This window comes from Geomicrobium sp. JCM 19039 (genome assembly GCF_000698145.1).
GTDB lineage: Bacteria > Bacillota > Bacilli > Bacillales > Marinococcaceae > Geomicrobium_A.
This window is the reverse complement of sequence record NZ_BAXB01000015.1, coordinates 55669-68353: the sequence shown is the minus strand read 5'-3', so window position 1 is coordinate 68353 and position 12685 is coordinate 55669. Positions and strand designations below refer to the sequence as shown.

The window sequence follows — 12685 nt, the reverse complement described above, 5'->3', positions numbered from 1 at the left end:
ATTTGAAGTGAGGAGATATGTTATAGGGTATTAATGCCCCCTCCCCCTAAGCCACGCATATCACACTCACCCTTCAACCGTGCCACATGCAATTCGAGCGCCTGATCTTTCTAAAACGAGGGAAGAACCTGCTGGCAATACGGGATTATTTATTGAACCCTCTATAAGACTGGCGTGTTCGGCGACAATCGAATCGCTGTACCGGCCATCGTTGTCGGTACGGATGTTCGGCAATTCCCCTGCCACTGACGATAATTCATGGTCGGGGTTCCAATATGCACCTGCGGATTGAAACTCCGGTGCATCGCATGCCGCATACTCATGAAAATGAAATTCGTAATTTGTGTTTGGACGTAAACCGGACACGCTTACGTGCACACGCACCCCTGCGTCATCAGGTTCCAAATAGACAAGCCCCATCGGAATACCCTCCCGGTCAACGAGTTGTGAAGTGACCGGGTCACTTGCCTCCACCGGAACCGTTGATTGAATTAGCACCGCAGCAATCATCGCTAAACGCCATACTACTTTCTTCAATTCAAACACCTTCTCTTCTACTGAACTGCTCCCATTTTCCCCCAAAAAAGCCATTTCCATGCACACTAAAAACACTGCACAGCGTCACGGGGACACGGTGCAGTGTTTATCGTCATCCATGCTATAAGAAGAACAAATATCCGACAAAGATGAAGAACAACGCATACATAATCGGGTGAACATTTTTTCCTTTTCCGGCAAGAACCATTGTAATTGGATAGAACATAAAGCCGAGTGCAATTCCGCTAGCGATGCTATACGTTAGTGGCATACCAACAACGACGAGAAATGCAGGAATGGCAACTTCAATTCGGTCCCATTCGATAAGTCTCAGTGACGATGCCATTAGTACGCCGACAATGATGAGGGCTGCGGCTGTAACATGGGACGTGACGACTTCAAGAAGTGGCGAGAAGAACAGAGCCACTAAGAAAAACCCTGCCGTCACAATGGCGGTGAAACCGGTTCGCCCCCCTGCAGCGACACCGGCTGAAGATTCTACATAAGCTGTCGTCGTTGACGTACCGAGAATCGCACCGATAGACGTTGCAGAAGCGTCAGAAAGTAACGCTCGTCCGGCATTTGGAAGCTTGTTATCTTTAACGAATCCCGCTTGTTGGGCAACCGCATAAAGCGTCCCCGCTGTATCAAAGAAATCAACGAATAAAAACGTAATTACGACAATCGATAATTGCAAAATCATTTCCGTTGTCCATTGCACTTCTCCTAAATGCGTAAACGCTGCCCCAAAAGTCGGAGCGAGACTTGGAATGCTACTAATGATTCCAGACGGTGGTTGAATTAAGCCAAATAGTATACCTGCAATCGCTGTAGCGACCATTCCATAGAACACCCCGCCACGCAGCTTCAACACCATAAAACATGCTGTAATGACAACCCCGAACATTGCAAGCAATGTGTACGGATTTGATAAATCTCCGAGGCTAACGAGCGTTGCCTCATCCAGTACGATAATATCCGCATTTTGCAGGCCAATAAACGCGATAAACAAGCCAATACCTGCGCCCGCTGCATATTTCATTTCCGAAGGGATGGCGTTAATAATCACTTCACGAATCTTAAAGAGTGTAATAATAAGAAAAATAATTCCCGATAAAAAGACGCCAAATAAAGCAATTTGCCAATCAATGCCCATCCCTAGAACAACGGTGTAGGCGAAGAACGCATTCAATCCCATACCTGGAGCTAATGCGATCGGATACTTGCCCATAGCCCCATAATAAAGGAACCAATCGCTGCAGCAATGGCGGTTGCAACGAACACTGCATTGGCGTCCATGCCCGCATCACCGAGGATAAGAGGATTCACAGCCAATATATAAGCCATCGCCAAAAATGTCGTAAAACCTGCGAGCGTCTCTCGCTTATAACTCGTTCCATGCTCTGCAAAATTAAAATAATTCTTCAACGGACTGTTCCCCCTTAAGAAAACCCATAAAAAAAGTCGTTGCCCCGATTGGCAATACGACCGAAAATGACTTGCACAAGTAGTGCAAACATATACCGATCATAGTCAAGACATTTACGGTGTCTTGGTAGAGACTTACAAGCCATATTCTTGTGGTTATATGAGGTATCTTGTATTCTTTTGTACAATATTATTCTACCAACGTTCCATATCGCTTGTCAACGAAAATCCGAACAATATCATTCAACGAGGATAATATGTTCGTAAATAGAAAAAGCAGCCCGATGGCTGCTTAACACGTTTCATCTGAACAAGCGTCCCCTTGCTTCACAACATTTAGAGGACTCGGCTTCTCTTCTGCTTTCACTTTGTTTAACACTTCCAAAAAGGCCGCTGGAGGTTGAGCGCCTGAAACGGCATACTTTCTGTTAAAAACAAAGAACGGCACCCCTTGAACGCCAAGCTCCGCCCCTTCGCGAATATCTTGCTGCACAGCTTCTTTGTATGCGCCACTCGCCAAGACATTCTGAACAGCTTCTTTTTTCAACCCAACTTCTTCCGCTAACCGAACAAGCTCTTGTTCTTCGCCAATATGTTTTCCTTCAATAAAGTACGCTTGCAATAGCTTTTCGGTTAATTCATTCATCTTCCGTGTTCTTTTGCATAGTGTGTCAAGCGGTGAGCCGCTTCAGTATTCGTCGATTGGACGAGATCCAACCGATAATCCAATCCGACTTCTTTCGCTTGAGCGGCTACTTGTTGTTGCATCGCTTCCATCTCGTCAACAGACTTGCCATATTTTTTCGCGAGCTTCTCATTCATTGATTCAACTGAATGTTTCGGAGCATCTGGTTCAAGCTGAAAGCTTTTGAATGTTACATTCACATCGTTTTTCCCTTCAAAATCCTCCAAAGCCATTTCAAACTTTCGTTTCCCTATATAACAAAACGGACAAGCAATGTCCGACCAAACTTCTACGTTCATCGTTAACGCCTCCTTCTCGTAACAGCGTAATGCATTTTTTCATGAAGCACAAAACCTTTGCTCATGTTGCCCGCTTCATATACTGCCTTTCTGAATAGCCTAATGTTTTTTGCACGTGCTTATTTTCTTTAACGGCGTGGTATTTATGAAAACCAAGGTCCGTGTATACCGAAATCGCCGCATCGTTCGTATCCACTACTTCGAGCACATATTCCATATTGTTTACGTCCTGCATCAGAACATTCATTAACGCATGGGCCACCCCTTTTCTACGATGTTCAGGGTGCGTGGCCACGTCCTCGATATAACATTGGTTGCGGGTTAAGCGTATCGGTTTTCGATTCATCGAGATCCAACAGAGGTATCCTTTCCATATCCCAAATGAGCGAATCGCATGTCGCAGTGATATGACTTGCGAATAAGATGTCAACGTAGAATAGACTGCCAATCCGATGACTTTGTCATTTTCTATCGCCACATACATTTGCTCTCGTCTAAATGTCGGGGCAATCGCTTTGATTAATTGTTCATCCGTTCGATTCAGAAACGCCAAATCACGATGAAAAGAAATGACCAAAACCGCTACGGCCTCTTGTAGAAAACGTTGATTCAATCTGTCCAGCCGCTCAATAAAATACGCCATACCCCTCACCCCTTCATCGCCAACGCGTTGCGCCCATCCATTATCAATTACGAACGTACGACTCTTCAATGAACAGTTCCATGTTTTTCCATTATACCCATTCGTTTACGCATATGTACATTTCATTAGAATCGTAGAGGTTGATTTAACCCATTAGCGATCGCTTATATATTTCCATTGCTCGTTTAAATCAATCCAATTATAATGAAGAAAAGGAGGTTGACGGATGGATAAAAACAATGACTTTCAACAACTTTTTGACTTGATGACTGACACACGAACAACGATGATCACGCAATTTGATCTTATGCATAAGAAGTTTGAGGAAATAGACAAAAGATTCGACCGTGTGGAAGAGCGCTTAGACCGAATTGAAAACGAACAAACCGCTCTTACGAAACGTGTTGGAAATGTAGAAGTTGCCCAACTCGACATGAACGCCCGTATGCTCCACGTAGAAGAGAGTAATGAGAACGTCGCTGCTGCTCTACAAGCCATTTCAAAAGTGTTGAAGCAAACGGCGAAGTGATGAGGGTTAGCTAAACACTCTTACAGAAACTCCTGCATTCAGCGCAGATCGAATTATTAGCAGATATACCCGACTTGTACCCTTTATGTTTTACAAACTTCCCGACCATTCCCTCCGCCTTTTAAACAACCATATACACTACTAGCTTGCATTCAATGCACTCGCGTTATCAAAACATAAACACTTCTCTTAGGCATGGTTCATTTATTTTGCGCCTTGAATGAAAGACCATTATCCCTAAACCTCTATTTTCAACGTGCATACCTATCCTAGTATTTATGTAATCAACACTAGGATAAACTATGTAATTCATAAACTTCAGTTCCAAAGTTCCGCTCTAGCGTCGTACACGCCATAATCAATACGAAAAAGCGCGCTAGCCACCTTCACCGTAGGATTTAAACACTCCCTCCACGGAAAACGACGTTTGCGCGCATTACTTTTTTGGCATCATTTTTCTCTTTTCATCTCATCATCCATACCGAATTCTACAACTCACCAACTTTAACTTCTTTCAATGTAGATAACGATCTGATCGTATTACTCTATATCACCTTTAACGTAACGAGAAACGTAGTCTCCACTATTTACCTATGTGATTGTACCAAAATCATTGACGGTAAAAATTAATATCACGAACGTTAATTCAATAAATTATTTTTTTCATATGTTAACTATTCCCATATAAGTTTGTTCAATACTAGTGTTCTTAGAGATTTCCATGAACTTCAATGCCTGATCGTATGCTTTCTTATCGTTGAATCGATTGGATACTTCTTCAGTCACCTCTCCTTTTTGAAAATACAAGTTATTCTGATCAAAGACTTCTATTCCTTTATCAACAAGATCAATGTTAATGTCTTCAAATGCATATAGTCCTCTTGTAACCATACATCTGCCTATATATTCATTCAAATCACAAGATCGGAATTCTTGCTCGACTTCATTCAGTAGTAACAAACCTTTTTCTATATCCCCAAGTTTTAAATAGATGTTCGCTAAATTGTATTTCGTCTTTTCACCTACGATTGTTTGACTTTGGTTACCCGTATGAAGTGCATCATAAAACGAGTGTTTAGCCACCTCGTAGAAACCTTGCCTATATTCGTGCAACCCTCGATTTCTCAATACTAAAGAGTTCATATAAGGATAGGGAGCACTAAGTTCTAATGTGTGTTCAAACAATTGGCTCGCTTTATGAAATGATTTCGCCTCTGATTGTATACACGCCATTAAAACCAAGCAGTTCGTCCGTCTTCTTTGATGGTTATCACTTGTTTTAAAAATCTCGTACGCTTCGTTAATATAGTTCATTGCAATGATATTTTGGTCTATTCGGTACAGACTCGCTCCAAACCTATAGTAAAATTCAGCTTGCTCATAACGATTTACTTTATGCAAAGACTTCTCTGCTACTCGATAATGCTTTAGTGCGATTTTATAATTGTCTTGATTAAAGTGTATAAAGCCCTCCATATAATGGTATAGGTACTCCAGTACACGATCCGTCTCAGTAATTGCATAAATACTTTTTAATTCTTTTTGCTTCACTGGTCGATGAATAATCTCACCAGTAGTAACCTTATGTCTGAAATCGACTAAATGAAAATAGTCTTTTACTTGCTTAGAAGTTTCCTTACTACTCAACAGGTCGCAAACTTCAACTCGTTTATCTGCTGCACCACGGAGGTCAAAGTTTGATAGTAAGCGGAACCATTCACCAATTTCTTTTATAATAGATTGGTCATTCGTCACTACATCCACAACCTTTCAAGGTGAAGATTATCATCCACAAACATATGTATAGTAATTATATATTATATTTTTAATAATTAGATATATTCCATTTAAAATAAAGACAATGCGACATAATATGACAAATTCTTTATTAGTTAACGAGCATCATCCTTTTATGAATGCTATTAGGTTTGCTCCTTTTTAATTTCTTCATGACAGCTATTTATTGTAAAGATGGCCAAGGTACTCTCCTAACTCACCACCTAGTTTAATCTTTTGATTTTCTTCAATATCAATCCATCTGTAATGGTATAGCCAACCGCTATCAATACCGTCGCTTTCCACGACGACAGAGAATTCATCAGGACAATCTTCTGTTAGATTGAGTAAATAATAGTGTCTCGTAATCATTGCCTGTTTCGTTGCTAAATAATACTTATGAGAGCCTAAATATTTATTAATTTCAATCGCTTTTAATTTAGACTCTTAATCAATCTCACGCATTAGGCACTGCTCCAACGTTTCATCGTCTTCTAACGTTCCTCCTGGAACTTGAATTCCGTATGACTCTACACCTTCTTCAACCATCGTTAGTAATTGAAACTTGTTCTTTTTATTTCTCGTAATATAAGCTGTTGTTTTCGTTACTGTTTTCATTTCTACCACCTCTACTTTCTAATGCTTTCTGAACTAATCAACGACAGGGGCTGTTAAGAATAGAACGTCAGTGAGCTAAATTTATGTATACCCTTTCTTAGATCTGACGTAGTGGAGGCTATCTAATGAACAAGTAAGTAAAAAGTACAAAAATGGTGAGATTGTTTGCTTCGTTATTGATGGTTTTTTAGATGTAATCTCTATGGCAACACCTGAGTTTGTGAAAATGTTGATGACCAAATTCATTATTCCTACTAGTACAAATTATGGTCGATTAGCTAGAATCTTAGCCCTACTTTATGCTGTGAAAAACAAACGCTTTCGTTTCCACTCCTGCTGCTTTCCAGTCAAAGTCACCATAAACTTGCACCTGTGCGAAACCAGCTTGCTCTAGCGAATGTGTAATCTCTTCCTCCGTGCGAAATATTAATTGCATTTTTTCATGCACAAGAATTTCATCTGTTTTTGCATGTTTAACCGTTTCATAAAACGTATACACACCGTCAACAAAACCATCGTAAGCTGTCCATATTTCAAGCGGGTCCCCTGTAGCCTCGTCTACTGCCCGATCAGGGTTTGGTCTTGTTCCCATACTTCCCATGTTTTTGCGCTCGGGTTGCGCGTATCAAAGAGAAAATGTCCACCTGGTTTTAAAGAGCGGTACACGTCAGTAAGGGTTTGTTGCCAGCTTTTATCCGTCAAAAAGACCTGGGCTACATTTGCCGTCATGATGACAGCATCAAACTTCTCTGATGGTAGCGTGGCGCTATCTCCAATCATCCAGCTTATTTCGGCGGCATGTTCTTTCTCCTTCGCTAAAGCAATCGCTTCAGCATTCGGATCAATTGCGGTTACATCGTAGCCAGCTCTTGCTAGGTGGATTGTAAACCGTCCTGTGCCACAGCCTACATCGGCTACGTTCTTCGGCTGTACCTTTTTCAATAACTGTAAAAAGAATTCATCGTCTTTTCCCCACTGATTAATTTGATCATATACGAGTGGAATCATCTACTTAGCACCTTTTCCCTTCTTTAGTATCCAATCTACGGCATCAAGCAAGTGCTCTGCATAATAGTCAGCCTCTGTCTCTAGCCAAGTCTGACGATAATCACTTTTTGAGCGCTCGCCCCAACCTGTCGCCACTACTATCTTGTAAGCACCCACTTTATGTGAAGCTAACATATCCGTTGAACCTACATCTCCGATAATAACGGTCTTTTTAAGATCTAAATAATATTTTTCTTGAGCCTCTAAAAGCAAGCCAATCTCAGGTTTATAACATCCGCACCGTTCAATTGGACTATGAGGACAAATAAACGAATCATTAAAGCCCAGCTCGTCGAATTCCATTCGAAAGTCCGCTACTGTTGCCTCGCCCTTACTAATCCGGTGCTGATTCGTTAGAGCAAATAGCTTCACGCCGTGATCTTTTAGCTTTTTTAGCGCTTTACGGGTGAATGGATACGGCGAAAAATCAATTGGGAGGATAAAATGACCCGTTCCACCCATTGACCCGTCTCGATCAATGAATACAGCTTGTATCTCTTGGAACATACATCCTCCTCCATTACAATCACACGATTTCTCTTACAACGTCGTAATAATTGGACCATCCATTTTAAAATAAGTATACACATTGAGCGGTAAGTTGGAGAATCATTAATTTTTTGATTCTTAATCTAACGAAATTATCCGCTGTTCAACAAACTTCAATTTATACAACAACTATGCAAAAAAAATATAAAAGCCCTAAAAACTCGGTTTTACCAAGGTTTTCAGGGCATCTGTTACTATTCCCACTCAATACTTCGCCAATACAATATAATGCAATATCATTGATATGATAGGATTTCGGGAAATATCAAAAACAATAAAAACATGAAAATTGATAATAAAGTGTGCCACAGAATTTTAAATAAATCACAAAGCAGAAATGAGAAATCAATTCGGCTTTTTAGAATTGAACACCTTTAAAAAATATCTTTTTGTAATGACGTTAACTCAAAAAATAACAAATAAATTCTATTTTGAACATTGATTTTTTCTTAGTGAGAATTATCAATCATCCCTTCGATTATTTAGCAGCTCTGTTCCAACTAGAATAATCAATAGCAAGTATTACTTCTTGTAATACTTGACGTAGTTCAAATTTAAATTCATCTATATCTGACTTTTTCGCTTTAAATCGTCTATTATGAGCACTCAAATCACCATATTTTTTGATCTTAAGAATATTCTTATTTAAATTTCTACTGGTATTCCATTTATCAGATTCTAAATATTTTGGTATCAGATTACTTAAATAAAGAAAATCTCCTTTGCTATCTTTAATAGCACTGTCAACTCCAAAGCGCTCAAAGCTCTCAATTATTAATGTTTCTAATAGTTTACGCATCAGGACTAAAGTTGCGTCATAAAACCCACATTCATAACATTGAGCCATTTGTTTTGCAATTCCTTTAATATAGTAAGGAGTTCCCTCTATAATAAATAGATCAATTAAAGCACTTGATACAGGTATATCAACGGGCATTGACAATTCTTTTGCCAATAAATCTTTTGCTTGCTTGCTCAAAGTATACCCTTTTTTCTGTTTAAGGAATATTATTGTCTTTCCTTTTGCCTTTGAACTTAAAAATGATGAAATATTGGAGTAAGGTTTAATAGCCAATTCATTAAAACAAGAAGCTATGTCAGATGCTGAAAACGGAGTTACTCCTTTGATTTCTTGCAGATAGTAAGCAAAAATTGGTATTAAGTCACTAGCAGTTCGTCTATTTAGATTGGGGATATGCAAAGAAAAAGAACTTAGATTATTCATTCATCTTCCTTTCTAGCAGTTTTTAGTGTTTTTACGCGATCTTCACCAATATGAGTCAAGATATATACTTTATTGTCGGCATCATAAGTAAAAAAATGCTTAGTGTTTTTTGCATTTTTAATTGCAGCTGCAATATTAAAACTAGTGTTTTCTTCAATAGTACGTAACATCGTAAAGAAATGGTTTGGTGTATAATCATTAATTTCTTTTTCCACCTTTAACCAGTTCGCAATAATTACAGCCTTGTCTATGTTTGATGGATGTTTATGCTTTTCCCAAAAATCTCTAAATGAAATTCGCTGTTCTTCTGACAAATCTAATTCTAACAGGCTATAGCTTGTTGGAGTGTTTTTCTTTCTAGATGAACTATTTTGTTTTGTTTTTCTTTTATTTGGTGAACTTAAAAGAATCACTTTTGCCCTTTCAAACCCTGTTTTCTCAAGTCTAAATTCAGTATCATTAATTGCAGAGATATACTGGTCACTAATTAAAGATTTGACATTTGTTGAAAAGTTTTTTTCTCGTGGTATAGTCTTGCGATTAGTTTCATCATATTTAGCTCGCAAGTCATCTCTTGTGAATGAACATTCACCTTGCTGAGAACAATATGCGGCATAGACCAGTAACCAATCTTTTTCTGTTTGGGGCGTACCCTGCAGTACTACATTTTGTAACGCAGGAAAATCTTTTTTTACCAAACTTGGATCTTCTTTTAAATTATCGGTGGTCTTAGTTTTTGGAACATCGTTTGAGATTTCTTCACTATTGTTAGCAAGTACTGGATTCGAAGAGTACTCTTTAGTTAGTGGAGTTAATTTACCTAATCCATTTTCCTTTAGCTCTTGAAAAATTTTGTAAACTAATTCTCCTTGACCCTCTAATTCTATTTGGGCGTTATCGACTATAATATTTAATTTAAAAACATTCATAGTTTCTCCCCCTGTCAAGTAATTAACATTTTATTCTGCCTAGTTATATAGTAACTCATTTTATGTATTATGCAAAATTGCAGACCGTAATGAGGGTATAATTACTCATTAAGAAATGAATAGTATGTCAAACTAAATAGATTAATTTTAGGCAACAAATAAAGCTATGAAAAATCGATTAAATAGTATTTTGATGCATTTCCATTATTTCTATAAAATAAGTATTTATAGTATCAAACTGATTCATATGCAAAAGTAGCAAGCTTAAACTATCGAAAAATCTTCTTTTAACTTATAACGTTTCCTTTGAACCTGAAAAGTGAATTTATGAGTATTATCAGGAAAATCATTACTAAGGACACCTTGAAAGGCATAAACCCAAAAGTTTAATTGGAAAATAAAAAAGAGCCGAACTCCCTTTGATTAAGGGGTTTCGACTCTCCTGCAACTTATTCCCACTCAATCGTCGCGGGTGGCTTACTCGTAATGTCGTACACGACGCGGTTGACGTGTGCGACTTCGTTTACGATTCGTGTTGAGATTTCTTGGAGCACGTCGTGTGGGATTCTTGCCCAGTCTGACGTCATGCCGTCGATCGATGTGACAGCACGTACACCTACGGTATAGTCATACGTTCTGGAGTCTCCCATGACGCCAACACTTCGCATGCCTGGAAGTGCGGTGAAGAATTGCCAAATCTCTTTGTCGAGTCCGTGGGATTGAAGCACGTCGTGCAAGACGGCGTCGGATTCCCGAACGATTTCTAATTTTTCTTCGGTAATTTCACCGAGGACACGAATACCGAGGCCAGGTCCAGGGAAAGGTTGTCTCCATACGAAGCTTTCTGGCAAACCGAGTTCGGTTCCAAGTATGCGAACTTCATCTTTGAACAACGTGTTCAGTGGCTCGATTAAATCGAGTCGCATGTCTTCAGGCAACCCGCCAACGTTATGGTGCGATTTAATCGTTTCTGCTGTTGCTGTACCGCTCTCAATCACATCGGTGTACAATGTGCCTTGGGCAAGAAAGTCCATGTTTTCAAGCTTAGCCGCTTCTTCTTCAAACAAGTAAATGAATTCGTTGCCGATAATCTTACGCTTTTGTTCAGGGTCGCTGACGCCTTCGAGCTTTCCGAGAAAACGATCAGCGGCATCAATTCGTCTCACATGAATATCAAATTTGCCTTCGAACATTTCCATAACGAGGTCACCTTCGTTTTTGCGAAGCAAACCGTGGTCAATGAACATACACGTAAGCTGGTCGCCGATGGCACGATGGACGAGCATCGCCGTCACTGATGAGTCAACACCACCGCTGAGCGCACAGAGCACTTTGCGATCGCCAACGGCTGCGCGAATCTTCTCACTTCCATGTCGATAAAGTTTTCCATTGACCATTCGCCACTTGCGTTACACACTTCGTACACAAAGTTTTTTAGAAGCGCGTCGCCGTGCTCGGAATGGCGAACTTCTGGGTGATATTGCACACCGTAAAGTTGCTCGGCTTCGTTGCTCATCGCCGCAACTGGACATGATGGGCTCGTTGCGTCCACGATGAAATTCTCAGGTGGGGCAACAATTTTATCGCCATGACTCATCCATACGAGTTGCTCACTCGGCAACGCTTTGAATACTTTTGATTCGTTCTCAACTTGAATCATCGCTTTTCCATATTCACGATGATTGGCCGCTTCTACCTTGCCCCCAAAATGATGGGTCATGAGTTGCATCCCGTAGCAAATGCCGAGGATCGGCACGCCTAAATCATAAATCTTCGGATCGCACGTCGGTGCTCCTTCTACATAGGCACTGTTTGGGCCACCGGAGAAGATAATTCCTTTTAAGTCCAATTGCTGAAGCTCTTCAGCCGTCACTTCGTTTGAATAGAGCTCACTGTACACCCCAAGATCACGGATTCGCCGTGTGATGAGTTGATTGTATTGACCGCCAAAATCTAAAACAGCGATCGTTTCATTCATTTCCTTATTCATTTGCTCGCACCTCGTGAATGTTTTATCTGCCGTTCGTGTTAAAATCCGAGATTAATTTTATCAATATACGATAGAATGGTCAACGCAACGATGAACTGCTCTTGTGAATATAATCAAACATTTTCTGGATATGACCCTCTGTCTTTTCGGGAAGAACCGGATCTTTAGCTCCGTAATACAAGTCATGATACACATTCGTTAAAACGCTCATCTGTTCATCTTGAAAACGAAAATCAATTCTCGACGCATACTCTGATAGTGTTTCATGTCTTGCTCGTGTTAATCCAATAAACTTCAAATACCACAACACAGATTCATACGCTTGCAAAAAGTCCCCTTTTGAATTAACTGACTGGTGTTTTCGCTTCATCCATGCATAAATGAGTTTTTTCCGTAAGAAAAACAGTGTTGCTGCGATGGTGACTACAGC

12 protein-coding genes, 3 pseudogenes and 1 riboswitch are annotated in these 12685 nt (G+C 39.9%); of the genes and pseudogenes, 1 reads left to right on the top strand and 14 read right to left on the bottom strand.

What is annotated here, in order from left to right; all coding sequences use genetic code 11:
* Positions 1-66 precede the first annotated feature (66 nt).
* The 4 genes and pseudogenes from JCM19039_RS14310 to JCM19039_RS22285 all read right to left on the bottom strand — a co-directional run bounded on the left by JCM19039_RS14310 (position 67) and on the right by JCM19039_RS22285 (position 3592).
* A complete protein-coding gene (locus JCM19039_RS14310; protein ID WP_193744253.1) occupies positions 67-537 on the bottom strand; it encodes a superoxide dismutase family protein in 471 nt (156 codons plus the stop codon).
* A 121-nt stretch (positions 538-658) separates the two neighbouring features.
* Positions 659-1965 (bottom strand): annotated as a pseudogene (locus tag JCM19039_RS14305) (NCS2 family permease).
* Positions 1966-2045: 80 nt separating this feature from the next.
* A riboswitch (purine riboswitch) is annotated at positions 2046-2149 on the bottom strand.
* A gap of 108 nt (positions 2150-2257) precedes the next feature.
* Positions 2258-2883, bottom strand: a pseudogene (locus tag JCM19039_RS14300) (DsbA family oxidoreductase).
* A gap of 127 nt (positions 2884-3010) precedes the next feature.
* Positions 3011-3592 (bottom strand): GNAT family N-acetyltransferase, encoded by a 582-nt coding sequence (locus JCM19039_RS22285; protein WP_052398827.1) that lies wholly within the window; start codon positions 3590-3592, stop codon positions 3011-3013.
* 226 nt (positions 3593-3818) lie between these two features.
* Here JCM19039_RS22285 and JCM19039_RS14290 point away from each other — a divergent pair, with 226 nt between their 5' ends.
* A complete protein-coding gene (locus tag JCM19039_RS14290) occupies positions 3819-4121 on the top strand; it encodes a hypothetical protein (protein WP_042428335.1) in 303 nt (100 codons plus the stop codon).
* Positions 4122-4784: 663 nt separating this feature from the next.
* On the opposite strand, the gene JCM19039_RS14285 is transcribed toward JCM19039_RS14290, so the two are convergent.
* The 10 genes and pseudogenes from JCM19039_RS14285 to JCM19039_RS22275 all read right to left on the bottom strand — a co-directional run bounded on the left by JCM19039_RS14285 (position 4785) and on the right by JCM19039_RS22275 (position 12583).
* Positions 4785-5876 carry a hypothetical protein gene (locus tag JCM19039_RS14285; protein ID WP_042428333.1) on the bottom strand — a complete coding sequence of 364 codons (1092 nt, stop codon included), beginning with the start codon at positions 5874-5876 and terminating at the stop codon, positions 4785-4787.
* A 201-nt stretch (positions 5877-6077) separates the two neighbouring features.
* A complete protein-coding gene (locus tag JCM19039_RS14280) occupies positions 6078-6269 on the bottom strand; it encodes a hypothetical protein (RefSeq protein WP_042428330.1) in 192 nt (63 codons plus the stop codon).
* A 75-nt stretch (positions 6270-6344) separates the two neighbouring features.
* A complete protein-coding gene (locus tag JCM19039_RS24495) occupies positions 6345-6515 on the bottom strand; it encodes an NUDIX domain-containing protein (RefSeq protein WP_193744252.1) in 171 nt (56 codons plus the stop codon).
* Positions 6516-6807: 292 nt separating this feature from the next.
* Positions 6808-7107, bottom strand: coding sequence for a hypothetical protein (locus JCM19039_RS25725; RefSeq protein ID WP_238545069.1), 300 nt, complete (start codon positions 7105-7107; stop codon positions 6808-6810).
* Positions 7074-7523, bottom strand: coding sequence for a bifunctional 2-polyprenyl-6-hydroxyphenol methylase/3-demethylubiquinol 3-O-methyltransferase UbiG (locus JCM19039_RS25720; protein WP_238545068.1), 450 nt, complete (start codon positions 7521-7523; stop codon positions 7074-7076). Before JCM19039_RS25720 ends, JCM19039_RS25725 begins: the two co-directional genes overlap by 34 nt.
* Positions 7524-8069, bottom strand: a complete 546-nt coding sequence (locus JCM19039_RS14270) for an HAD-IIIA family hydrolase (RefSeq protein ID WP_042428328.1) — start codon at positions 8067-8069, stop codon at positions 7524-7526. It abuts the gene before it with no gap.
* Positions 8070-8589: 520 nt separating this feature from the next.
* On the bottom strand, positions 8590-9336 hold the full coding sequence (locus JCM19039_RS22280) for a hypothetical protein (protein WP_052398826.1): 747 nt from the start codon (positions 9334-9336) through the stop codon (positions 8590-8592).
* On the bottom strand, positions 9333-10265 hold the full coding sequence (locus JCM19039_RS14260; RefSeq protein ID WP_042428326.1) for a hypothetical protein: 933 nt from the start codon (positions 10263-10265) through the stop codon (positions 9333-9335). The genes JCM19039_RS22280 and JCM19039_RS14260 overlap by 4 nt, the downstream gene beginning before the upstream one ends.
* Before the next feature lie 449 nt (positions 10266-10714).
* Positions 10715-12255: pseudogene (gene guaA / locus JCM19039_RS14255) on the bottom strand (glutamine-hydrolyzing GMP synthase).
* A gap of 79 nt (positions 12256-12334) precedes the next feature.
* A complete protein-coding gene (locus JCM19039_RS22275) occupies positions 12335-12583 on the bottom strand; it encodes a DUF4129 domain-containing protein (RefSeq protein ID WP_052398825.1) in 249 nt (82 codons plus the stop codon).
* Positions 12584-12685: the final 102 nt, after the last annotated feature.